Consider the following 22,933-nt stretch of genomic DNA (forward strand, 5'->3'; position numbering starts at 1 on the left):
CGCCCCACCGTGTTAAAAAGTGCCCTCATGCCCATCGCCGAGCTCAACCACCAAGGTCTCTATTTCGAGGACTCCGGCGGCTCCGGTCCCGCCGTCATCCTCGGTCACGGCTTCCTCATGGATGGCCGTATGTTCGACGCGCAGGTGCAGGCGCTCGCCCCCGGCTTCCGCGTCATCCGCTGGGACGCTCGCGGCTTCGGCCGCACCCGCTGGGACGGCAAGCCCTTCAACCTCTACGACTCAGCCGCTGACTGCGTCGCCCTGCTCGACCACCTCGGCATCCAGCAGGCGGTTGTCGGCGGCATGTCCCAGGGCGGCTACTGCGCCCTCCGCGTCGCCCTGCGCTACCCCGAGCGCGTCCGGGCCCTCGTCCTCATGAGCACCCGCGGCACCCTCGACGAGGAGGAGGTCCGCGCCGGGTACCGCCAGGTGCGCGACCTGTGGGGGACTCCGGGCGCCACCGAGAACATCGTCCAGAACCTTGCTGGCGGCATCATCGGCGACTCGCGCTTCCACTCCCCGTGGCTCGACCGCTGGCGCCAGACGCCCAAGGCGAACTTCGTCGCCGCCATGAACAACCTCATCGAGCGAGATGACATCAAGAACCGGCTCGGGGACATCCGCTGCCCGGCCATCGTGTTCCATGGCACCGATGACAACGGCATTCCCCACTCGGAGGGCGAGTACCTCCACAAGGCCCTGCCGAACAGCAAGCGCTTCGTCTCCGTGCCCGGCGCCGCGCACGCGGCCAACCTCACCCACCCCGAGGTCGTCAATCCTCCGCTGGTGGAGTTCCTGCGCGCCCTCGCGTAGTGCGCTCACCCGGGTGGGAATTGAAAAGGGAGCACGGGTCGTCCCCGTGCCTAATCAACATCCAAGCTCCAATTGCCCGCATTCCAATGCTTCAACGCCTGGGATGCCTCAAAAGGAATCAGCCCCTCCCCCTTGGCGGCCTCCTCTAGAACGGGCTTGGCTTGTTCCGGTCGCTCACTGAGCAGGAAAACCGCCGCATAGACTCGAACATCCATGCGCGGATGCGCGAATAAAGCCGCGAGCGCGTCCCGTCCTGCTTCTCCGTGGCCGCGCAATTTCTTGAAAGCAGCCGTATAACGCTTGGCGCACTTATTTCCAAACTTGCTATCGCCACGCATGATCGCATCTGTCTGAGCGGCCACGTTGCGGGCGAACTCCTCGGCGATATCCTCCAGGCTCATCTCCAAACTCCCTTTTTGACATTCTCAATCGCCAGCAGACCGAACTCCCGTTGCGCCTCATAAGATTGGATGCTGAGCCACTTCCTGACCGTCAGCTTCGTGGATCTAGTAATAGCGGGTCGAATCCCCTCTCTGACGCTCGAGCGAATCCGGGGAGCTTCGGGACCTTGGATGCGAGCGCCGCCGTTTCACCTATCGCCGCAGTCCCCACCAGCGCGAGAATCCGCACACTGTTGGGGCCGATAACTCGTCCAAAACGCTCGCCAATCTCGCGCAACTCCGCGAAGGAGGAAGCTCGGGGCGCATCCTCGTGAAGCCGCGCATAGGCCCGCAGCACATCGAAGAACTCCCACCCGAGGTAACCCCACAAGGCGACGCCAAACACCAGGGCCGCGCCCTTCGTCACCGGTTCGGGCACGGGCGCCAACAGCAGCGCCATGTAAACCGTGATGCCAATGCTCACCATTGTAAGCATCCGCGTAGGGTCGAGCGTGGCCCTCACTTCCGCGCTCACGCCTTCCAGGGCAGGACCCACCGCCAGGGCAAGAGCCAGGCGGCACTTATCGTCATCCTGAAATCGGGGCCCATCCTCGAACAGTGTCAGGCAATCCCCTGGAGTACCGCGCCGTTCGCAATAGCGCCCGTAGGACTGTGCCAGACCTGAGCGCCACGCTTCGCCGCTCGAGGGCGTGGAAGCCAATGCCAACCTACGGCCGACATACAGCGGGGGACGGAGCGTGGCGAGCCGTAGCGGGGTGTCGAGCAGAAGGGTCGCCATGGCCGCCGAGAATTCGGCGTCACTCACCTGCACTGGCGCGAAGTCCGTGGGCAACCTGGTAAAGAAAGCCTCTCCCTGGTCGCCACGGTACGCAGCAGCCCCCATGGGGACCCCTGTGGCGCACGCTGTCACCAGCATCAGCGCCGCCAGGGCCAACGCCCCCACGCGCAAGGGTCGCCGTGTGCAGACGGGGCGAGTATCGACAGAATGGACGGACATTGCCGCACCTCTCCGGGCGGGCCGCCCGAGTTGGAAGCAAAGCCCGCCGATTACAGAGAGTGGCTGGCAGCCGGGTCAAGCCGTGCCCCTTCGTGTAGACCCTCACCCCGGCCCTCTCCCAGAGGGAGAGGGTGATGCGGCTCAATAGGTCAAGCCGTACTTCGCCGCCTTCTCCTTCACGCCCTTCATCACGTTCGCGTCGAAAGAGTCCTCCTTCTCCGCCACGTTCTTCGCGCGCCAGCTGTCACGCTCCGCCGCCAGCTTCGCCGCCTTCTCCTCCAGCGCCTTCCGCTCGTCCGCCAGCTGCTTCACCTTCGTCTCCCGCGCCTTCGCGTCCAGCCCCCTCAGTTCCGCCGGCAGCTCGTCGTCCTTCACGCTCGCCAACGCCTCCGGCTGTGACGCCAGGTCCACCGCCCCGCCCACCGCCACCGGCGCGCTGCTCACCGACGCCGCCTTGGCTGGCGCGCTCCCCGCCCCTCGCGTCGTCTTCAGGAACTGGATGCGCTCGGCCGCCGCCTCCGGTGCCAGCTCCGCCATCTGCTCCGCCCTCGCCCGGTTCGCCACCTGCGCCTCCTTCTTCCCCGCGTACAGCGTCTTGCGCGCCAGCTCCGCGTTCACCTTCGCCAGCTCCGCGTCATACGGCGTCGCCACCGCCACCATCCCGCCCGACTGCTCCAGCGACTCGTACCGCCCGTCCGTCATCTTCGCCGCGAGCTTCCAGTGCGTCTCCGTCTCCGGATCCCCGCCGCAGCGCACCGTGTTCACCACGATGTGCTTCTCCGCCGCCCGCTTCACCCAGTGGTTGAAGTTCCAGTCGTCCCTGCGCTGCGCCGGCGGCGCGTCCCCCACCAGGAAGATGAGCTTCATCGTCTCCCGGCTCTCGTCCCACGACAGTTTCGACACCGCCTCGCCCAATCCCCGCCCCACGTGCTCCGGCGTGTCTCCACCTCCGTCCGCCCGCAGCTGGCGCAGGTTCGTGAAGAGGCCGTCCAGGTCCTCCGTGAGCTCGTACCGCCGCGTCACGTACTCGTCCCCCACGTCCCGGTACGCCACCAACCCCACCCTCACCCGCGGCGTGGGCTTGCCCTGCGCAATCCTCGACGCGATGGAGAAGATCTTCTGCTTCGCCCCCTCGATGAGCCCTCCCATCGAGCCCGTCGTGTCCAGGACGAAGACCACGTCGATCCTCGGCCGGGCCTGCTGCTGCTGGGACCGCGGCGCCTGCTTCTGTGGAACCTGGGCAACCGGCGCCCCCTGGGGCTGGGCCTGGGGTTTCGCGGACATGGGAGGGGTCTCGGCGAGGGCCAGGGGGGACGCGAGCGTGACGAGGGCGAGCGCGGCCCCGAACATGGGGCGCGAGAAGGGCTTCAGGGTCATGGAAAGGGCTCCGGGGAGAGGTAAATCCGAGTCGAAATTCCAGCGTGCGCTCGGTGGTGTAACGGACGAGCCGCCATCCGGGTCTATCGTCCCCGGTTGCACCCGCTCCGTCCGGGCGCTACGCCTGTGCCCACCCGTGCGCGTCTTCCACTGTGACCAGTACGTCGTCCCGCTCCCCCCCGGGCACCGATTCCCCATGGAGAAGTACCGGCTCCTGCGCGAGCTGCTCCTGGAGCGCGGGGTCATCCCCCCTGAGTGGCTCCGGGCCTCCGTCCCCATCTCGCGCGAGGACCTGGAGCGCGTCCACACCCCGCGCTACCTCGACGCGCTCTGGACGGGAACCCTCACCGAGGCGGAAGCGCGCAGGTTGGGCTTTCCCTGGTCCGAGGATCTGCTCGTGCGCTCCCGCGCCTCCGTGGGGGGCACCGTGGGCGCCGCCCGGGCCGCCCTCGAGGACGGCATCGCCGGCAACCTCGCCGGAGGCACCCACCACTCCTTCCCGGACCACGGCGAGGGCTACTGCGTCTTCAACGACATCGCCGTCGCCATCCGCGTCCTCCAGGCCGAGCGCCGCATCCACCGCGCCGTGGTGGTGGACCTCGACGTGCACCAGGGCAACGGCACCGCCGCGGTCTTCGAGGGCGACGACTCCGTCTTCTCCTTCTCCATCCACGGCGAGCACAACTTCCCCTTCCGCAAGCAGCGCTCCAGCCGCGACGTGGGCCTGCCCGATGGCGTGGACGACCGCGCCTACCTCGACGTGCTCGCCATGCACCTGCCCGAGGTGCTCGAGGCCTCCGGCGCCGACATCCTCTTCTACCAGGCCGGTGTGGATCCGCTCGCCGAAGACGCACTCGGCCGGCTCTCCCTGACCCACGTGGGGATGAGGGAGAGGGACCGTCTGGTATTGGAGGCGGCCTGGCATCGGGGCATCCCGCTCGTGCTCACCCTGGGCGGCGGATATGCGAAGCCCATCACCGCCACGCTCGAGGCCCACGTGGGCACCTACGAGACGGCCCTCTCCGTCTTCCGCTAGTACGATTTTGTCACAAACGTCAAGCGTTGCTGAACACGGTTCCCTCTAAAAATTGACATCCAATCGCGTCCGTGCGCCAATCTTCACATTCAGTAAAAATTCAGACACGAACGAGAGGATGGAGGGGTCAAATGCATCGGCTGCTTTTGGTTGCGATTCTGGGGACGTTGACCGGTTGTGGTGGAGCCGCACCAGTCGAAACCCATTTTTCACAGGTGGCACAAGGATTGAGCGTGGATGATCCCCTCATCGCTGTGTGGGCGACCGGTGGTGGGCGTTGGACAATGCGCGTCTCCGTTGATGGTACCGCCGTGGAGACAACCAACGCTGGTGACAACTGCTGGTTCGTGGGTGACCAGGTATGGAGGAACATTCGATTCCTGAGAACGGAAGAAGGGGGAATACGAGTCTATGAAGGCGAGCGGAACCAAGGACCGTGCATCGGAAACCCATACAATACCGCTACCATAAGGCTCACAGGCTCCGGTCCCAGCGCTGTCCTCAGCGAGCACTACGGCAACTGGACCTGGACAGGCTGGTGAGGTGGAGATCGCCTGCAGCTCGCCGGGTGCCGTACAGGGTTCGCGATTCAGGGAGCCTCGTTTACATGGGCGCCGGCTCCTCGCTCATTCAAATGGGGGAGGCTCGAATACTGGAGCAGACGAAGCAGTTGCGTGCAGCATTCAAGATGCCAGAGAACTCGTCCGGAGGTGCGCCATGAGCCGGTGGCCTCTCTGGGCAGTCCTGGCGCCAGGCGATCCCTCATGGATGAAGAAACGTGCCTTCGACGCATTGGGTTTGGAAGAAGACGACGAGGACGAAGAAGGGCCGCCCTTTGAGTTGAGCCAAGGGAGTGGCCGCTACCATGCCCTCGTTGGGACAACCCCCATTGATGTAGGCGCCGAGATTCAAATCGCCAAGGAACTATCGCTCGAATGTGATGAGCCCGTGTACTCGATTGAACGCGCCAATGACCCGTGGACCGTCATGTCATGGCGGAAGGGCACACCGGAGGTCCTGGAGGAGGATCCAGAAGCACTGGCGAGCGCTCTCGGTTCCCCGCTGCCCGGCAGCGAGAAATCGCCGGACCAAACCGCGAGAAAGCCGTTGCGGCATGTCGCATTCGTGGAAGGAGTCCGGGCCCACGAGGCACATCGCGCGCTGGAGGAAGATTACGGAGAACCACTCCCACCGGGGCGCTACCACCTAGAGGATACGCCGCGAGGTCTCCGGATCTCTAGTGGAACGGGCGACATAGGATTCGCTGATGTCAATCTATCGGAGCGGCTCCCCAATGCCACTGTCTATGGAGTGATTGCCTCGCCAGGTCTGGACGTCTTCATTGTCAACATGCTTCAAGGAGGAGAGTGCATCGGGCAATTTGCGCAGCCGCCTCGGGAGGACTCATTCATGCCAGTTGTCAGCGACATCCAGGGCGAGCGCTCGCCCGAGCGAATTCTCGTGGCGCTAGGCATTCCCCCGGAGTGGTTCCGGAATGAATGACGGGTGCCGGGGCGGCCTCGTCCTCGGCCCTGGCCTCCCGGCAGAGAGGAGTGGGCCTCACCAACTCCACGCGCCCCATTTCCGCCGCATCCTCCAGGAAAACGCATTGGGACGCAGTGCTCCTGGATCCCATCCACTATCGCGGCAACCCGCTGGGCCTGGAGCTGGTCAACGGCAAGCGGCTCGTCTGAACGCACCACCGGCGCGCTCGGGGCGGTCACCTGCCCCCGAGCGCGCCTCACCGCTCCCCTCGGACTTCAGGGGGCCCTGGCGGTGGAGAGCTCCCGGAGGATGTGGTCCCGCATCGTCTTGCGGATCTCCAGCAGACCCCTGTTGGGGAACGCCCCGCCCGTCCGGGTGGAGCTGTCGATCCGCTGGTAGAACGGATCCTCCTTCAACCCGGGCTGCTGGTAGGCATCCAGCACCGCGGGCATGAGGTAGCGCGGCACGCGTCCGGCTTCGGGAGCGTCCTCGCTGAGGAGGATCCACGCGAACGTGCTTGCCTGGCTCATGTAGCTCACGAACGCCGTCGCGGCCTTCTCGCACTCGTCGACGCACCTGGCCCCGAGGAAGAAGGAGTCGGTGAACAGCAGGGGCTGGTTGCCCTCACCCAGTGGCGCGGGGGAGATGCGCAGCTCCTCCCGGTTCGCCCCCTCGGGCAGCTTCTTCAGGATGGTGTGCAACCGCTCCGAGTAGCCCAGGGTCACGTCCGCCTTGCCCTCCGCGAAGAGGGTCGCGGGCAGATCGAAGTTCTCCGCCGCGTCGTAGGTCCCATCGATGCAGGGATTCCCCGTGGACGTCTCGCAGGCCCCGGCGAGCTTCTTCAGCCCGGCAATCACTTGCGCGTCGTAGTTCTCCGTGGTGACGGCCGACTGCACCTGCGAGGGGCCGTACGTATCCGTCCACGCGTCGAGGTAGAGCGAGGGCAGGTTCCAGCTCCCCAGCAGGTTGGCCGCCAGGTCCACCTCCGGCGTCTTCCGCGACGAGAGGATCTGCACCAGCTCGTCCACCGTGCGGGCGTTGCTCACGGACTCGCTGCGCGAGACGATGTAGTGCGTGCACAGCCAGTGGGGCACGCCGTAAAGCTTGCCGTCCAGCGTCGAAGCCGCGACGCCCGCAGGGTGCCAGTTCGACCCCTGCGGCAACGCCGACCACGGACGGACCGCTCCGGTGCCGACCAGCTCTCCCAGGATGGACGTGTCCGTCTCGACGACATCGTAGGCACAGTCGCCCTCCCCCATCAGGGAGCTCGCGAGCTGGGCGGGCTCGTAGAGGTCATCCTTGAAGCACGAGGGATTCACCACCAGGTCCACTTCCGGGTGCTGCCGCTCGAAGTCGCTCTCGATGCGCGCCGCCATGGCCTCGAGGCCATCCCCCGCCGCATCCGGGATGTATGAATAGAGCGGCACCCTCAGTTGGACCCGGGTCCCCGGAGTCGGCTCCGGCTCTGGCTCCGGATCGCAGCCCAGCATCGGGCACAGGGCCGCGCCGAGCACCCACATCCCTCTTCGAATCCACGCGTTCTCGCTCATTGCCGTGAGGTCTCCTACCGCACCGGTTGATGGGCGGTGGGATAGACCGGGTCGACGGCAATGTCGTTGTCGAAGTGCGGGTCCGGGGGTGCCACCCGCCCGGGACGTTCAGCGGGTGGCACGGCGCGTACGCGGACCTCACGCCAGGTCGAACAGCAGCGCCTCCAACGGCTCGGTGGCCGAGAGCACCAGGCGCGACTCGTCGGACAGGGCGACCCCGTCCCCGGCCTTCAGCTCCACGCCGTTGAGCGAGCCCGCGCCTCGCGCCACCTGCAGCCAGGCATGCCGGCCCGGCGCCAGCGCGTACTCGGTCTGCTCACCCTTCCCCAGCAGCGTGCTGTACAGCCGCAGATCCTGGTGCACCTTCAGCGCGCCCTCCTGCCCCTCCGGCGACACCACCAGCCGGAAGCGGCCCTGGCGCTCCTCCTCCGTGAAGGACTTCTGCTCGTAGCTCGGCGTCAGGCCCTGGCGCTCGGGGAGGATCCAGATCTGCAGGAAGTGCAGCTCCTTGCCCGTGCGGTTCATCTCGCTGTGCAGCACGCCCGTGCCCGCCGACATCCGCTGCAGCTCTCCCGCACGCAGCACGCCGAGCGTACCCATGCTGTCCCGGTGTTCGATCTGTCCCGAGAGCACGTAGGTGATGATCTCCATGTCCCGGTGCGGGTGCGTGCCGAAGCCACTGCGCGGCGCCACGCGGTCCTCGTTGATGACGCGCAGGGCGCGGAAGCCCATGTAGCTGGGGTCGTAGTAGTCGCCGAACGAGAAGGTGTGGTGGGAATCCAGCCACCCGTGGTTCGCATGTCCGCGCGCTTCCGAAGGTCGAACGATCATCATGGGGTACTCCTGTTCTCCAGTCTGTTCCGATGCCCGAGGGCCCCGCGGCGATTCGCCCCGTGCGAGCAGCGACCCGCCCATCAGGCCCGTCACGCCGGCCACCAGCCCGCCAGCCACCTGGCGTCGGCTGAGCGGCCAGCCCTCCGCCGCCTCACGCGGCCTTCGCTCCCGCCGCCGCCTTCACCGCCTGCACGTCGAGCTCGATGTCGATGCGCTCCCCCACCAGCACCCCGCCCGTCTCCAGCCCCTTGTTCCACGTCAGCCCGAAGTCCTTGCGGTCGATGCTCGTGCGCGCGCTGAAGGCCAGGCGCTCGACGCCGAACGGATCCTTCACCCGGCCGAGGAACTCGGCGTCCAGCGTCACCTCGCGGGTGGTGTCCTTGATGGTCAGGTCCCCCACCACGCGGTAGCGGTCGCCACCGGCGGGCACCACACGCCGGCTGCGGAAGATGAGGCGCGGGAAGGCCGCCACATCGAAGAAGTCCTGCGAGCGCAGGTGCTTGTCACGCGCCTCCACCTGCGTGTCGATGCTCGCCGCGTCGATCTTCACCTCCGCCTGCGTGTTCTCCAGGCCGCCGTGCACGAACAGCCGCCCCTCGTAGCGCGAGAAGCGGCCGTGCACCCGGGCCACCACCATGTGCCGCACCGTGAAATTGATGGAGGTGTGGGCGTTGTCGATCTGCCAGGTCTCGATGGACATCGAAGTCGTCTCCCAGGAAGTGCTTCTCCGCCCCTTCCCTGGAGCAACCCGCCTGCCAACGTCCAACCCCCTGGAATCACGAAGCTCCAACTCTCCAGGAGCTCAAAATACTCTCAAAATGAGAGCCTCACCCTCTCATCTGGAGAGCCCGTTCCTCTCATTCCGAAAGGCCCCTCCTCCCGCTCCAGGGCCGGAGGAACCTCCGGGCAAGCGCCCGATGCGACCCCTTCAGCGGGTGCGTACCTCATCCGGGACGGTCCTCGAACACAGGGGGTACACCATGGATGTCAACGAGGTCATCGACAGGGCTCGCGACGCCTTCAACGTCCGGCGCGTCTTCGGAGAACCCATCCAGCAGGGCGAGGTGACGCTGGTTCCCGCGGCCTGGGTGAGCGGCGGAGGGGGTGGAGGCGGCGGCGAAGGCACCGCGCCCGAGGGAGCGGAGAACGCCGGGGGGACTGGCAAGGGCTACGGCAGCGGCTTCGGCCTGCGCGCCCGGCCGGCCGGGGCCTTCGTCCTGCGCAACGGGAAGGTGAGCTGGATGCCTGCGGTGGACGTCAACCGCATCATCCTCGGCGCCCAGGTCCTGATGGGCATCTTCCTGCTGACGATCGGCCGGAAGCTCGCGCGCCGCCTGCTCGAGGAGAAACCCCTCCGCAAGCGGCTCGCGAGGTGAGGCACCGGAGCCTGGGCGCCCCGTCGCTCAGCGCTTCATGCCCCGGGTCGGGCTCGGGCGGATGCCGTGGGACGCATCCCCGAGCTGCCCGGAGTCGTGCACCCCCAGGTCAGCAGCGTGTTGTCCCGGAGCAGCGCCAGGGTGTGGTGGTGGCCCGCGGAGATGGCCACCCCGTCGGCGATCCCCGATGAACACCCGGCGCATGCAGACAAGTCCGACATCCATGCAACTCCCACCGGGGCAGGGGCGGTGCACAACGCGTCGAGTGTGACTAGGGTGGCGCCCTCATGAATGTCGATCCCGCTCGCCGGCAGGCCGCACTGGAGGCGCTCTCCCTGGATGATGACGCACTGCTCCGCGCGTGCGAGGTGGAGTACTTCATCGCCTCCGGCCCGGGGGGTCAGCACCGCAACACCACGGCCAGTGGCGTACGGTTGACCCACCCCCCGACCGGGTTGTCCGTCACCGGCACCGAGCGCCGCAGCCAATCCCAGAACAAGGGCGCCGCGCTCGAGCGCCTGCGCGAGGGCCTGAAGGCTCTCACCTACGTCCCCAAGAAGCGCCACAAGACAAAGCCCACCAAGGGCTCCCAGCGGCGTCGTCTGGAAACCAAGAAGCGCGAGGGAGAGAAGAAGGCCCAGCGCAGCAAGAAGGGCCTCTGGTGAATGGAGACGTGCCCGTGCCCCCCTCGAGGACGCCGAACGGTTGGCCCGCTACCGGGCCGCATGGGCTCGACTGAGGGAGGCGTAACCCGGCCTGTCGGGCCACGACGACAACGGCCCGGCGCGCCTCTCGGGGCACACCGGGCCGCTGTGGACTTCAATCACCCTCACCCCGGCCCTCTCCCGGAGGGAGAGGGAGGAGGGGTGGAGCTCGCTCAGGCCTTGGCCAGCTGACGCATCACGTAGAGCAGGATGCCGCCGTGGCGGTAGTAGTCGAGCTCGTTCGGCGTGTCGATGCGGCACAGCACCGTGAACTCCTTCGTGCCGCCCTCGCCCGTCGCCTTCACCGTGAGCTTCTTCTGCGGCGCCAGATCCGTCGAGATGCCGGTGATCTCGAACGTCTCGTGACCCGTCAGGCCCAGGCTCTGCGCGTCCTGGCCCGCCTCGAACTGCAGCGGCAGCACGCCCATGCCGATCAGGTTCGAGCGGTGGATGCGCTCGAAGCTCTTGGCGATGACCGCCTTGATGCCCAGCATCGCCGTGCCCTTGGCCGCCCAGTCACGGCTGGAGCCCGTGCCGTACTCGGCGCCGGCCAGCACCACCAGCGGCGTGCCGTCCTGCTGGTACTTCATGGACGCGTCGTAGATGCTCATCCGCTCGCGCGTGGGGATGTGGACGGTGACGCCACCTTCCACGCCCGGCACCAGCAGGTTCTTCAGGCGGATGTTGGCGAAGGTGCCGCGCACCATCACCTCGTGGTTGCCGCGACGCGCGCCGTAGGAGTTGAAGTCCTTCGGCTCCACGCCCTGCTCCATGAGGTACTTCGCCGCCGGGCTCGTCTTGGCGATGTTGCCCGCGGGCGAGATGTGGTCCGTGGTGACGGAGTCACCCAGCACCGCGAGCACCCGCGCGGCCTTGATGTCCGTGAGCGGCTTGGGCTCGGCCGGGATGTTCTCCAGGAAGGTCGGCTTGCGCACGTAGGTGGACTTGGGATCCCACTGGAACGTGTTGCTGCCACCCGACGGGAGCTGCTGCCAGAGCTGGTCGCCCTCCATGGCGCGCGAGTACTGGCTGCGGAACTGCTCCGGCTTCACCGAGGTGGAGATGGCCTGACGGATCTCCTCGGCCGAGGGCCAGATGTCCTTGAGGAATACCGGGCGGCCGTTGCGGTCCGTGCCGATCGGCTCGTTGTCCAGGTCCTTGCCCACCTCACCGGCCAGCGCGTACGCCACCACCAGCGGCGGCGAGGCCAGGTAGTTCATGCGCACGTGCGGGTTGATGCGGCCCTCGAAGTTGCGGTTGCCGCTGAGCACCGCGGCCACCACCAGGTCACCCGAGGTGACGGCATCCGCCACCGGGTCCGGCAGCGGGCCCGAGTTGCCGATGCACGTGGCGCAGCCGTAGCCCACCACGTGGAAGCCGAGCGCCTCCAGGTAGGGCATGAGGCCCGATTCCTTGAGGTAGTCCGTCACCACGCGGCTGCCCGGGGCCAGGCTCGTCTTCACCCAGGGCCTCACGTTGATGCCGCGCTCCACCGCCTTCTTCGCGAGCAGGCCCGCGCCCAGCAGCACCGCCGGGTTGGAGGTGTTGGTGCACGAGGTGATGGAGGCGATCACGACCGCGCCGTGGCCCAGCTCGTAGCTCTGGTTGCCGGCCTTGACGGTGACGGTCTGCTTGAGACGCTCGGGAGGCACCGGGGCCGCGGCGGCCTTGGCCTTGCCACCCCCCTCGTCGTCCTCGCCCTTGCTCTTGCCCGCCGCCAGCATCTCCACCAGCGACTTCTCGTAGGCGGACTTCATGTCCTTGAGCGTCACGCGATCCTGCGGGCGCTTGGGGCCGGCGAGGCTCGGGACGACCGTGGACAGGTCCAGCTCCAGCGTGTCCGTGAAGACCGGCTCCGGGGTGCTGTCGGTGCGGAAGAGGCCCTGCTCCTTGAAGTAGGCCTCGGCCAGCGCGACGAGCTCCGGCGGACGGCCGGTGAAGCGCAGGTAGTTGAGGCTCTCCTCGTCCACCGGGAAGAAGCCGATGGTGGCACCGTACTCGGGCGCCATGTTGGCGATGGTGGCGCGGTCCGGCAGCGACAGGCTCTTGAGGCCGTCGCCGAAGAACTCGACGAACTTGCCCACCACGCCCTTCTTGCGGAGCATCTGCGTGACGGTGAGCACCAGGTCGGTCGCCGTGGCGCCCGCCGGGAGCTGGCCGGTCAGCTTGAAGCCCACCACCTGCGGAATCAGCATGGTGATGGGCTGGCCGAGCAGCGCCGCCTCCGCCTCGATGCCGCCCACGCCCCAGCCCACCACGCCCAGGCCGTTGACCATGGTGGTGTGGCTGTCGGTGCCCACCAGCGTGTCGGGGCACACCACGTTGCCCTGGCGGAAGGCCACCTGGGCCAGGTACTCCAGGTTCACCTGGTGGCAGATGCCCACGTCGGGGGGCACCACGCGGAAGTTCTTGAACGCGTTCTGGCCCCAACGCAGGAACGCGTAGCGCTCCTTGTTGCGGTCGAACTCGAGCTCGGCGTTGGCCCGGAAGGCGTCCGAGGTGCCGAACACGTCCACCTGGAACGAGTGGTCGATGACCAGGTCCGCCGGGTTGCGCGGGTTGATCTTCGCCGGATCACCTCCCATGGAGGCGAGCGCCTCGCGCATGGCGGCCAGGTCCACCACCGCGGGCACGCCGGTGAAGTCCTGCAGCAGCACGCGCGCCGGGTGGAAGGAGATCTCCGTGTCCGGATCGGCCTTCGGGTTCCAGGCGAGCATCTTCTCCACGTGCTCGCGCTTCACCACACGGCCATCCTCGTTGCGCAGCAGGTTCTCGAGCAGGATCTTCAGCGAGAAGGGCAGGCGCGCGACCGAGGCGTGGTCCTTGCCCACCTTGGCGAGGCTGTAGAACTCGTACGACGCAGAGCCCACCGTGAGTTGGCTCTTGCTCTTGAAACTGTCCGTCATTGTGAGTGCCGTCCTTCCTTCCGTCCGCTGAGGACCGATTTGCCGGAATCGGGAATCTGGAATCGAGGGTCTTCTAGGCGCGTCGAACGCCGCTTGCAAAGAGATCCTGCGGGGCAGATTCCAGGGGCGGACGGTTGGGGAAACTTCACAGACCGTCCGGGTTGGTTCACCACTCCTACATGGAGGGAACCCACTCGCGAGCGGCCCAGGCAGGCGACCTGGTGGAAATCCCGTCCTGACGGGTTTGTCACATCCCTCCGTCCACCAGGGCGCCCCTCCATGAGCACGGCAGCCGCTTCCGTTCAGACGTCTCCGACCTACAACTTCTTGATGCGCACCAGCCCTGCGCACGCTGCGCGTGGCCTTCTGAACCGTCCGGCTACCGGTCCGCGAGCAGACGCGCCGTGCGCTGGAGACGCTCGGCGCCAATCTGCATCAGCGCGTCCCGCATGCCCGGTTGGTTGTAGATGTGGCGCTCGAAGGCCGACCGGTCCAGCCGCAGCAACACACACGGGACGTCCGCCCGCACCATGGCCGTCACCGGCTTGTCCAGCATGAGGGAGATCTCCCCGAACACATCGCCCTCGCGCAGCACCGGATAGGGCGACTCCCGTCCGTCCGGGTGCACGTGGTACGGGGTGCACCGGCCACGCAGCAGCAGGTAGAGGGCATCCCCCATCGTCCCGGCGGTGAGCAGCGTCGTCCCCGCCGGCACCCGATGGAGCTGGAACTCGCGAGCCAACAGCCGCCGCTGCTCGAAGCGCAGGGGCGAGAAGATGGGATGGGTGCGCAAGAGGTTGTCCGCCGCGCGCTTGCGGCAGAAGGCCTGCACCACCCGCTCCACCAACGGGTGCCGCTTGGAGAGCTCCGCCAGCCGCGCCCGCGTCAGCTCCAGCAGCACCGACGGCACCGAGGGCATCACGGTCGAGAACCGGGGCCCCTCGGTGATGAGCGCCATCTCCCCGAAGACCCAGCCGTCCACCACCGGCCCCTCCTGCGGTCCCCGGCCCTCCAGCAGCCGCATGACGTCGCCCCGCCCCTCCACCATGAAGAACATGGAGGCGCCCGGGTCTCCCTCGCGCATCACCGGCTGGCCGATCCCATACACCCGGACGTCCACCGCCTCGAGCAGCGCCACGAACGCATCCCGGTACAGCATCGAGAAGATGGGCACCGCCACCGGGTCCTCCCGCTCCGGGAGCAGATCGAGCTCGGCGGAGACCGTGTCCCCCGTGCCCTCCAGGGGTGGTGTGGAGTAGCGCGCGTAGAGGTTCGCGATGAAGGCCTGTGTGCGTGTGTGCCGCGGATCGACCCGCAGCAACTCCTTGCACGCCACGATGGCACGCAGGAGCTGACTGCCCTGGGCCCAGGCCCTCGCGAGGGCCTCGTAGCCGGCGGCGGCGGCCTCGGTCTTCCCCTGTTGCTCGAGCTGCCGGAACTCGGCGACCGCCAGGTCCACCCGCCCACGGGCCGCCAGTTGTCCGGCCAGTTCCCGCTGCGAAAGATGCTTGTCCGATGCGTCAATCATCCGTGCTCACGCTCACGAGCGCCGCACGCTACCACCCCCCCGAAGATTGCCCAGGGGGTTCAACGTACCGGGAGCTTCTGCCCGCCGGCCAGCGCCGGAGCGAACAGGTCTCCTACCTTGTCCAGACGTCGCAACACCGTAGCAAGAGTGAAACGTCGGGGGTCCAACCGTGGCGTCACCTCGGACCAGGCCAGGGGCGTGGACACCGGAGCGTGTGGCAGCGCACGCAGGGAGTACGGCGCCACCACCGTCTTGCCCCAGGCGTTCTGCTCGGCATCCAGGTACAGCCTGCCCTGGCGCCGCTCCTTGGAGCGTTCCGTGGTGGCCAGTGCCGGATGCTCCCGGGCGAGCACCTCGAAGCTCTCCAGCGCGAACTCCCGCACCCGCGCGTAGGTATGGCCGGGGGCGAGCGGCACCAGCACATGCAGGCCCCGCTTGCCGGACGTCTTGGGCACGCTCGTCAGCTCCAGCTTCTCCAGGTGGCGCCGCAAGGCGGTGGCCAGCTGGATGAGGTCGTCGAAGGTGCCCCCCGGTCCGGGGTCGAGATCGAATACCACCCAGTCCGGCTCCTCCAGGCGCGGCACCCGGCTGGACCAGGTATGCAGCGTGAGGGCCGACTGGTTGGCGAGCCACGACAGTGACTCGGGCCGATCCACCACCACGTGGGTGAACGAGCGGGTCTCGTGGTGGATGCACACGGTGGTGAGCCAGTCCGGCGCGCCTCGCACTTCCTGGCGGAAGAAGCCGGGCGCGTCCACGCCCCGGGGCCACTGCTGGAGCGCGAGCGGACGGCCCTCGAGCGCCGGAACCATCAGGGGCGCCACGTCCCGGAAGTAGGCGAACACGTCCGCCTTGGTGAAGCCCGGCTCGGGGAAGAGCACCCGGTCGCCGTGGGTGAGCACCACGGGCGCCGCGCTGGGCGCAGCCGGGGTCTTCATCCGGGCCACGGCGGTCCGGCCCACGGCCCGCGTGCTCTTGCGAGCCTTGGTCCCCGTCCGCCGGTGGGGGCCTCGCGTGGCACGCACGGGCGTACTGCGCGGCTGTTCCCGTACGCACTCCTCGGGACGCTTGTCGGTGCGCAGCCCCTGGAAGGACGGGTGGCGCAGGCGGCCGTCCTCGGTCCACTCGGTGAAGGCCACCTGGGCCACGTAGCGGGGCTTCACCCAGAACGCCTCCTCGTTGTGCAGGGCGTCCCGCACGAGGGGGGCACCCTCCACCGGCGGCCTCTTCACCACGTCGCGCGACAGGAGCGTGCGCAGCTCGCGCCGCACCTTCGTGGAATAGCCCGTGCCCACCTTGCCCGCGTAGTGCCAGCTGTCGCCCTCACGCACCGCCACCAGCAGCGAGCCAAGCTCCGGCCGCTCGTTGGCCATGGGCGTGAAGCCCACGATGGCCACCTCCTGGTTGGCCTGCACCTTGAGCTTGAGCCAGTCGGCGCCGCGACCCGGGGTGTAGGGGCTGTCCACGCGCTTGGCCATGACCCCTTCCAGCCCGCGCCGCCTCGCCGCCGCCAGGGCCTTCTTCGCGCTGCCCTCCACCCGCTCGGCGAGCTCCAGCGGAGGCCTCCCGCGCGCGAGGAGCCGCTCGAGCCGCTCCCGGCGCTCATCCAACGGAAGGGAGCGCACGTCCTCCCCATCGAGCCACAGCACGTCGAAGATGACGAAGCGCTCCTCGGCCCCTTTTCCGAGCAACTGGAAGCGCGAGCGTCCCTGGGCATCCAGGGCGACGATCTCCCCATCCACCACCACCTCGTGCCCGCTCAGCGCCTCGAGCGCCCGGGCGATGGCCGGGAAGCGCGCGGACAGATCCTTCCCGCCCCGCGACTGGAGGGCGCTCCGCTCACCCTGAACGGCCGCGAGCGCGCGGAAGCCGTCGTACTTCACCTCGAAGCGCCAGTCGTTCCCCTCGGTGGCATCCACCTGGGCCAGCGTGGCCAGCATGGGTGCCCAGACCTTCTCGAGGAGCGCCTCGGGCGTACGGGCCCGCGCCTTGCGACGCGCGGGACGTTTGGCTCGCGTGGGCGGGGCGGCGGTACGACGGGTACGGCGGGGCCCCTGGGTGACGCGCTGGCCGGACTTCACGGACTCGGGGCGCTCCTCCGTGACGTCGTAGCCGGGCCGCTCGGTGCCATCCTTGGCCTTGAAGCACAGCCACTGCGCCTTCTTCCCCACCGGGCGCGTGCGGATGAGGTGCCACCCACCCTTCAGCTTCTCTCCGTTCAGCGCCACGTGGAGACGTCCCCGCGCGAGCTGCTCGGAGGCCTGGCCCGGCGGCACCGTGTCGAAGGTGCCCGACTCCCACAGGAGCGAATCCCCCGCCCCATAGGCGCCCTCGGGGATGTGGCCCTCGAAGGAGGCATAGGCCAGGGGGTGGTCCTCGGTCTGGACCGCGAGCCGCTTGTCGGCCGGGTCGTAGCTGGGGCCCTTGGGGATGGCCCAGCTCACGAGCACGCCGTCGATCTCCAGCCGCAGGTCATAGTGCAGCCGGGTGGCATCGTGCTTGTGCACCACGAAGATCGGGCTGGAGCCATGACGTGAAGCCGTGGCCTCCGGCGCGGGCTCCGAAGTCAGGGAGAAGTCACGCCTGGCGCGGTACGTCCCCAAGCGCTCACGAGCGGAAGTCCTGGATCGTCTCGAGGTCGCCATCCCCTCAAGGGTCAGCACGCTCGGCCCGCCCGGCAAAAGCCTGACCGGGGGTCCTCCGCCGCCCGCTTCCTCTACCTCGATCGTCAAGCCGAGTGGAAGACCCATCAGGTCTTCCGCTCGCTTCCTACCCTACTCTGGGTACTGTCTCGCGGGACGGCTCAGCGCGACTTGGAGGACTCCTTCTGCTCGAGCTGGAGGATCTCATCCACCACCTGAGGCTCGGCCAGCGTGGTGGTGTCACCCAGGCTGTCCGTCTGGCCCTCGGCGACCTTGCGGAGGATGCGGCGCATGATCTTCCCCGAGCGCGTCTTCGGCAGACCACTCACCACGCGGATGCGATCCGGCGTGGCCAGCGGGCCGATGATGCGGCGCACCTGCTCCTTGAGGGCGCCCACCAGCTGCTCCGAGTTCAGGTCCTGCCCGCTCTTCACCGTCACGTACGCGCAGATACCCGTGCCCTTGATGTCGTGCGGGAAACCCACCACGGCGGCCTCGGCCACCACGTCGTGCGCCACCAGCGCGCTCTCGATCTCCGCCGTGCCCAACCGGTGGCCGGACACGTTGAGCACGTCGTCCACGCGGCCGGTGATCCAGTAGTAGCCGTCCTCGTCGCGGCGGCAGCCGTCACCCGTGAAGTACATGCCCGGGTACGTGGAGAAGTACGTCTCGCGGAAGCGCCGGTGGTCGCCCCAGATGGTGCGGGCCTGACCGGGCCAGGGGCGCTTGAGGCACAGGTTGCCGGAGACGCCATTGCCCTCGATGACGTTGCCCTTCTCGTCCACCAGCACCGGCTCGATGCCGAAGAACGGGAAGGTGGCGCTGCCGGGCTTGGTGGGCGTGGCGCCGGGGAGCGGGGTGATCAGGATGCCGCCCGTCTCCGTCTGCCACCAGGTGTCCACCACATCGCAGCGGCCCTCGCCCACCACGTCGTGGTACCAGCGCCACACCTCGGGGTTGATGGGCTCGCCCACCGTGCCGAGGATGCGCAGGCTCTTGCGCGAGGTCTTCTTCACCCACTCATCGCCCTCGCGGATGAGCGCGCGCAGGGCCGTGGGAGACGTGTAGAGGATGGTCGCCTTCAGGTCGTCCACCACCTGCCACATGCGGCTCGCGTCCGGGTACATCGGCGTGGACTCGAAGATGACCGTCGTCACGCCGTTGAGCAGCGGGCCGTAGATGAGATAGCTGTGGCCGGTAATCCAACCCACGTCGGCGCTGCAGAAGTAGACGTCGTCCGGGTGGATGTCGAAGACGTACTCGTGCGTCATCGACGCGTAGACGAGATAGCCGGCGGTGGTGTGCATCACGCCCTTGGGCTTCCCGGTGCTGCCCGAGGTGTAGAGGATGAAGAGCGGATCCTCGCTGGACATCCACTCCACCGGGCAGGTGGAGCGGTGCTTCACCATCTCGTCCTCGAGGAACTTGTCGCGCCCGGCCTTCATGGCCACGGACGTGTCGGTGCGGCGGCTGACGAGCACCGTCTCCACCTGGGTGAGGCCGTCGAGCGCCTGGTCCACGATGGACTTGAGGGGCACGGCCTTGGGGCCACGCGGCGCCTCGTTGGCGGTGACGACGATGCGCGCCCCCGAGTCGAGGATGCGGTCGCGCAGGGACTCGGCGGAGAAGCCGGCGAACACCACCGAGTGCACCGCGCCGATGCGCGCGCACGCCAGCATGGTGTAGGCCACCGCGGGCGTCATGGGCATGTAGATGCAGACGCGGTCACCCTTCTGCACGCCGTGCGCCTTGAGCACGTTGGCCACGCGCGCCACCTGGTGCTTGAGCTCGCGGTAGGTGATGCGCTCGTACTTCCCGGGCTCGTTGGCGGCCCAGATGATGGCCACCTTGTCCGGCTGCTTCTGCAGGTGCCGATCCACCGCGTTGTGACAGGCGTTGAGCTTGCCACCGCCGTACCAGGAGAAGTCCACCTCCTCCATGTCCGCGTCGAACACGTTCTGCGGCGGGTGGAACCAGTCGAGCCGCTTCGCCTGAGCACCCCAGAATCCAACGGGATCCTCGATGCTCTGGCGATAGAGGCGCTGGTACTCCTCGAGGCTCTTCACGCGAGCGCCCGCGGTAATGGGCTCCTTCGGAGCGAGAAGCATGATGGTCTCCCCCTGGGGTAGGGTTGTGTGAATTCAACGCGCCTGAGGCAAGCACCATGCCCGGCTTGAAATCCACCTTCTTCCAGAGGGTTGCGCTCTGGACGCGGCGCGTCGAGACGTCACGCGCGGAAACGGGCGTTACCTTCCGTAACATGTCGGGTACATGACGCACCGTCCCAAGCGAGCCCACCCGTGAAGCCCTTCCTTCGCGTCCTGATCCTGCGGCTGCGCAACAGCTGGAAGTTCATGCTCCTGGTGGCCGTGCTCGCCACCGGGGGCGCCGCGCTCTGCCAGAAGTACGACCTGTTGCGGATGAGCGACGCCGAGCTCGGCGCCTACGACCAGGGCCTCACCTTCTTCACCGGAGGCCATCCGCGCTCGAGGGACGTGGTCATCGTCGGCATCGACGACAAGACGCTGCAGGGCATCCGCGACAACGAGCAGTACGTGCGCAACTACGGCGTCTATCCCTACTCGCGCAACCTGTGGGCGCGCGTCTTCGAGCACCTCGTGGACCAGGGCGCCCGCGCCATCGTCTTCGACGGCGTGATGGACGAGCGGGGCACCGATGAGAGCAATGACCTCGCCCTGGCGCAGGTGCTGGAGGAGCGCGGCATTCCCCTCACGCTCGGCTTCAGCATCAACGCGGGCCAGCCCTCCCTGCCCCGGGTGGAGCCGGTCAACCGCCTGCCTCGGGTGCCCACACCACGCCCGGCCCCAGCATCGGAAGTCAGCCCCGTCAGCGAGGAGGGAGAGGACTTCGTCGAGGCCGTGCCCACGGGCGTCGCCGCCGGGGACGACTTCGTGGAGACGGAGGGCTCTCCGCCCCTGACGCGGGAAGAAGTGGCGCGGGCGCTCGCCTTTCCCGTGCACCACCCCGGCCTGTCCCTGCCCTCGTTGGAACAGCGCCACCCGGTGCAGCCCCTGCCCGGCCTGGTACGCACCACACCGGGCTTCGGGCTCGTCGTGCTGGAGGAGGACGGGGACGGGCGCCTGCGCCGCACGCGCTTCGCCTACTCGGACGGCGCCAACACCTATGCCACGCTGTCACTGGCCGCCGCGGCGGACATCTTCGGCGCCGAGCGCGTCGAGCTGACACCGGGCAGGCTGAAGATCGGCTCCCGCGAGCTGCCCATCAACCCGGACGGCAGCGCGGAGCTGGACTTCGGCGGCGCGTGGAAGGACCGCTTCGAGGCGCTGAGTGTGTACGCGGTGCTGGAGGACTGGGCCCGCCGCGAGGAGCACCGGGCGAAGGGCACGCCCTACGTGCCGGCCATCCCCGAGGGCACGTTCCGCGACAAGGTGGTGCTGGTGGGCGGGCTGTCGCTGGGCACGAGCGACGTGAAGGCCACGCCCTTCCAGAGCGACTCCCCCGGCCTCGTCAAACACGCGGTGATGCTGGAGGCGCTCCTGTCCGGCGGCTTCATCACCGAGGCGCCCTTCTGGATGTCGCTCCTGCTCACCTTCGGGGTGGCGCTCTTCTCCGTGACGCTCATCACGCTCGTGCGCGCGCCGGCGCTGGAGATCGCCTGGCCGCTGCTGCTCTTCTTCGGCCTCTTCCTCGTCACCGGGCTGTTCCTCGAGCACGGCCGGGTGCACGTGCTGAGCGCCATGCCCATCTACGCGGGGGAGGTCGCCTCGCTGTCGGCGATCGCCTTCAACCACATGTTCGCCAACCGGGAGCGCGAGCGGCTGCGCCAGGCCTTCAACCGCTTCCTGGACAAGACGCTGGTGGATCAGCTCGTGGAGCAGCAGAAGCTCCCCTCGCTGGAAGGAGAGACGCGGGAGATCACCGCCTTCTTCTCCGACATCCGCGGCTTCTCCTCCTTCAGCGAGCGCTTCAAGGACGACCCGAAGGCGCTGGTGGCCCTGCTCAACCGCTACCTCACCCGGGTGAGCTCGGTGCTGATGGCGCACGGGGCCTGCCTGGACAAGTACATCGGCGACGCGGTGGTGTGCCTCTTCGGCGCACCGCTGGACATGCCGGACCACGCGGTGCGCGCCTGCCACGCCGCGCTCGCCGTGCGCGCCGAGGTGGATGCCCTCCGCGCCGAGCTCCAGAAGGAGGGCCTGCCGGACGTCTACACCCGCATCGGCCTCAACTCCGCGGAGATGTTCGTGGGGAACTTCGGCAGCGAGCACCTGCTCGACTACACCGCCATCGGGGATGGGATGAACCTCGCCTCCCGGCTGGAGGGCGCCAACAAGGCCTACGGCTCGGTCATCATGATCGGCCCGCGCACCTACGAAATGGCGCGCGAGCACATCGAGGCACGGGAGCTGGACCGGGTGAAGGTGGCGGGCAAGGAGGAGGCGGTGACCGTGTACGAGCTGCTGGCGCGCGCTGGAGAGCTGCCCGCGGCGAAGCGCACCACCGTGGAGCGCTACCACCGGGCACTCGCGCTCTACCGGGAAGCGCGCTTCGAGGAGGCGGCCCTCGTGCTGGAGGAGGCGCTCGCGGCGGACGCGGAGGATGGTCCCAGCAGGGCACTCCTTGCGCGGTGCAGGCGTTACGCGTTGAATCCTCCCGCCCTCCCCTTCGACGGGGTGGCCAGCCTGGAGAAGTGACCGTGAAACTCGAGAGACTCCCCACGTTGCTGGCACTGGCGTGCGTGGCCACCAGTGGCACGGCCCTCGCCGTGCCGCCCGGGGGCACGCTGTACATCAAGGCGAAGAACACCCACCTGAAGGCCTCGAGCAGCCCCACCGCGAACACGCTCGTGGTGCTGCAACCCGGCAAGCAGGTGACGTACAACGGCCGCGAGGGCAGCACGCCCTGGTGCAAGGTGACGGTGTCGGCGGACAAGAAGGCCCCCGTCCAGGGATTCATCTACCAGGCCAACCTCGCGGTCTCGCCGCCCTCGCTGGAGGTCACCAGCAAGAACCCTGGCAAGCCGCTGTCCCCCGAGGCCTTCGCCTCCTCGGGCGCGGCCGTCAAGGCGCTGGGGCCCGGGGCCATCGAGTACGGCAAGTCGCTGAGCCGGCCCGAGAGCGTCCAGCAGCTCATCGCGCTCGAGTCGCTCGCCAAATCCATCGACGAGACCCAGGTGGCCGAGTACGCCCGCGCGGGCGGGCTGCCCGAGGTGGTGGGCCGGCCCGAGGTGGCGAGCCGCTCCTCCGCGAAGCCGGGCAACCGCACGTCGTCGAAGAGGGGGCGCAAGTGATGGACCGGCGTC

The 22,933-nt window shown here is 68.1% G+C and carries 18 protein-coding genes and 1 pseudogene; 8 read left to right on the forward strand and 11 right to left on the reverse strand.

Translation table 11 applies throughout. The annotated features are described in order from the left end of the window. Positions 1-27: 27 nt before the first annotated feature. Complete coding sequence (locus JQX13_RS02315) at positions 28-813, forward strand: alpha/beta fold hydrolase (RefSeq protein ID WP_203407453.1); 786 nt, start codon at positions 28-30, stop codon at positions 811-813. A gap of 50 nt (positions 814-863) precedes the next feature. Here the strand turns inward: JQX13_RS02315 and JQX13_RS02320 are convergent, their stop codons facing one another. From JQX13_RS02320 to JQX13_RS02330, 3 genes and pseudogenes are all read right to left on the reverse strand, one after another. Continuing rightward, positions 864-1,214 (reverse strand): DUF2019 domain-containing protein, encoded by a 351-nt coding sequence (locus tag JQX13_RS02320; RefSeq protein WP_203407454.1) that lies wholly within the window; start codon positions 1,212-1,214, stop codon positions 864-866. Between the two features lie 133 nt (positions 1,215-1,347). Continuing rightward, positions 1,348-2,211 (reverse strand): annotated as a pseudogene (sitA5, locus tag JQX13_RS02325) (SitA5 family polymorphic toxin); the annotation flags it as partial. 141 nt (positions 2,212-2,352) lie between these two features. After that, entirely contained in the window at positions 2,353-3,588 is a 1,236-nt protein-coding gene (locus JQX13_RS02330; RefSeq protein WP_203407456.1) for a vWA domain-containing protein, read from the reverse strand. A gap of 196 nt (positions 3,589-3,784) precedes the next feature. On the opposite strand from JQX13_RS02330, the gene JQX13_RS02335 reads away from it, so the two are divergent. The 3 genes from JQX13_RS02335 (at position 3,785) to JQX13_RS02345 (ending at position 6,318) form a co-directional block, all read left to right on the forward strand. After that, a complete protein-coding gene (locus tag JQX13_RS02335) occupies positions 3,785-4,624 on the forward strand; it encodes a histone deacetylase family protein (protein ID WP_239014485.1) in 840 nt (279 codons plus the stop codon). A gap of 768 nt (positions 4,625-5,392) precedes the next feature. Beyond that, positions 5,393-6,127 (forward strand): hypothetical protein, encoded by a 735-nt coding sequence (locus JQX13_RS02340; RefSeq protein ID WP_203407458.1) that lies wholly within the window; start codon positions 5,393-5,395, stop codon positions 6,125-6,127. Continuing rightward, positions 6,124-6,318, forward strand: a complete 195-nt coding sequence (locus tag JQX13_RS02345; RefSeq protein ID WP_203407459.1) for a hypothetical protein — start codon at positions 6,124-6,126, stop codon at positions 6,316-6,318. The genes JQX13_RS02340 and JQX13_RS02345 overlap by 4 nt, the downstream gene beginning before the upstream one ends. 66 nt (positions 6,319-6,384) lie before the next feature. Here the strand turns inward: JQX13_RS02345 and JQX13_RS02350 are convergent, their stop codons facing one another. The 3 genes from JQX13_RS02350 to JQX13_RS02360 form a co-directional block, all read right to left on the reverse strand. Continuing rightward, complete coding sequence (locus JQX13_RS02350) at positions 6,385-7,659, reverse strand: hypothetical protein (protein ID WP_203407460.1); 1,275 nt, start codon at positions 7,657-7,659, stop codon at positions 6,385-6,387. 138 nt (positions 7,660-7,797) lie between these two features. Next, positions 7,798-8,493, reverse strand: a complete 696-nt coding sequence (locus tag JQX13_RS02355) for a pirin family protein (protein WP_203407461.1) — start codon at positions 8,491-8,493, stop codon at positions 7,798-7,800. Positions 8,494-8,644: 151 nt separating this feature from the next. Beyond that, the gene (locus JQX13_RS02360; protein ID WP_203407462.1) at positions 8,645-9,193 is read right to left on the reverse strand and encodes a YceI family protein; all 549 of its coding nucleotides are present in this window, start codon (positions 9,191-9,193) and stop codon (positions 8,645-8,647) included. 280 nt (positions 9,194-9,473) lie between these two features. Here JQX13_RS02360 and JQX13_RS02365 point away from each other — a divergent pair, with 280 nt between their 5' ends. Beyond that, positions 9,474-9,869: a spore germination protein GerW family protein gene (locus JQX13_RS02365; protein WP_203407463.1), complete on the forward strand. Its 396-nt coding sequence runs from the start codon at positions 9,474-9,476 to the stop codon at positions 9,867-9,869. A gap of 35 nt (positions 9,870-9,904) precedes the next feature. On the opposite strand, the gene JQX13_RS56080 is transcribed toward JQX13_RS02365, so the two are convergent. Further along, a complete protein-coding gene (locus JQX13_RS56080; RefSeq protein ID WP_203407464.1) occupies positions 9,905-10,090 on the reverse strand; it encodes an RCC1-like domain-containing protein in 186 nt (61 codons plus the stop codon). 66 nt (positions 10,091-10,156) lie between these two features. Here JQX13_RS56080 and JQX13_RS02375 point away from each other — a divergent pair, with 66 nt between their 5' ends. After that, complete coding sequence (locus JQX13_RS02375; protein ID WP_203407465.1) at positions 10,157-10,534, forward strand: peptide chain release factor family protein; 378 nt, start codon at positions 10,157-10,159, stop codon at positions 10,532-10,534. A gap of 212 nt (positions 10,535-10,746) precedes the next feature. Here JQX13_RS02375 and acnA read toward each other — a convergent pair whose 3' ends face one another. The 4 genes from acnA to acs all read right to left on the reverse strand — a co-directional run bounded on the left by acnA (position 10,747) and on the right by acs (position 19,757). Then, the gene (gene acnA, locus JQX13_RS02380) at positions 10,747-13,479 is read right to left on the reverse strand and encodes an aconitate hydratase AcnA (protein WP_203407466.1); all 2,733 of its coding nucleotides are present in this window, start codon (positions 13,477-13,479) and stop codon (positions 10,747-10,749) included. A gap of 379 nt (positions 13,480-13,858) precedes the next feature. Then, the gene (locus JQX13_RS02385) at positions 13,859-15,007 is read right to left on the reverse strand and encodes a cyclic nucleotide-binding domain-containing protein (protein WP_203407467.1); all 1,149 of its coding nucleotides are present in this window, start codon (positions 15,005-15,007) and stop codon (positions 13,859-13,861) included. 59 nt (positions 15,008-15,066) lie between these two features. Next, on the reverse strand, positions 15,067-17,610 hold the full coding sequence (ligD, locus tag JQX13_RS02390; protein ID WP_239014486.1) for a DNA ligase D: 2,544 nt from the start codon (positions 17,608-17,610) through the stop codon (positions 15,067-15,069). Positions 17,611-17,810: 200 nt separating this feature from the next. Further along, positions 17,811-19,757 (reverse strand): acetate--CoA ligase, encoded by a 1,947-nt coding sequence (gene acs / locus JQX13_RS02395; RefSeq protein ID WP_203407469.1) that lies wholly within the window; start codon positions 19,755-19,757, stop codon positions 17,811-17,813. Positions 19,758-19,949: 192 nt separating this feature from the next. On the opposite strand from acs, the gene JQX13_RS02400 reads away from it, so the two are divergent. Both JQX13_RS02400 and JQX13_RS02405 read left to right on the forward strand, forming a co-directional pair. After that, positions 19,950-22,325, forward strand: a complete 2,376-nt coding sequence (locus JQX13_RS02400) for an adenylate/guanylate cyclase domain-containing protein (RefSeq protein WP_343211063.1) — start codon at positions 19,950-19,952, stop codon at positions 22,323-22,325. Positions 22,326-22,327: 2 nt separating this feature from the next. Further along, positions 22,328-22,921: an SH3 domain-containing protein gene (locus tag JQX13_RS02405; RefSeq protein ID WP_203407470.1), complete on the forward strand. Its 594-nt coding sequence runs from the start codon at positions 22,328-22,330 to the stop codon at positions 22,919-22,921. The last annotated feature ends 12 nt before the right edge of the window (positions 22,922-22,933 follow it).

The organism is Archangium violaceum, from assembly GCF_016859125.1.
GTDB classification, from domain to species: domain Bacteria; phylum Myxococcota; class Myxococcia; order Myxococcales; family Myxococcaceae; genus Archangium; species Archangium violaceum_A.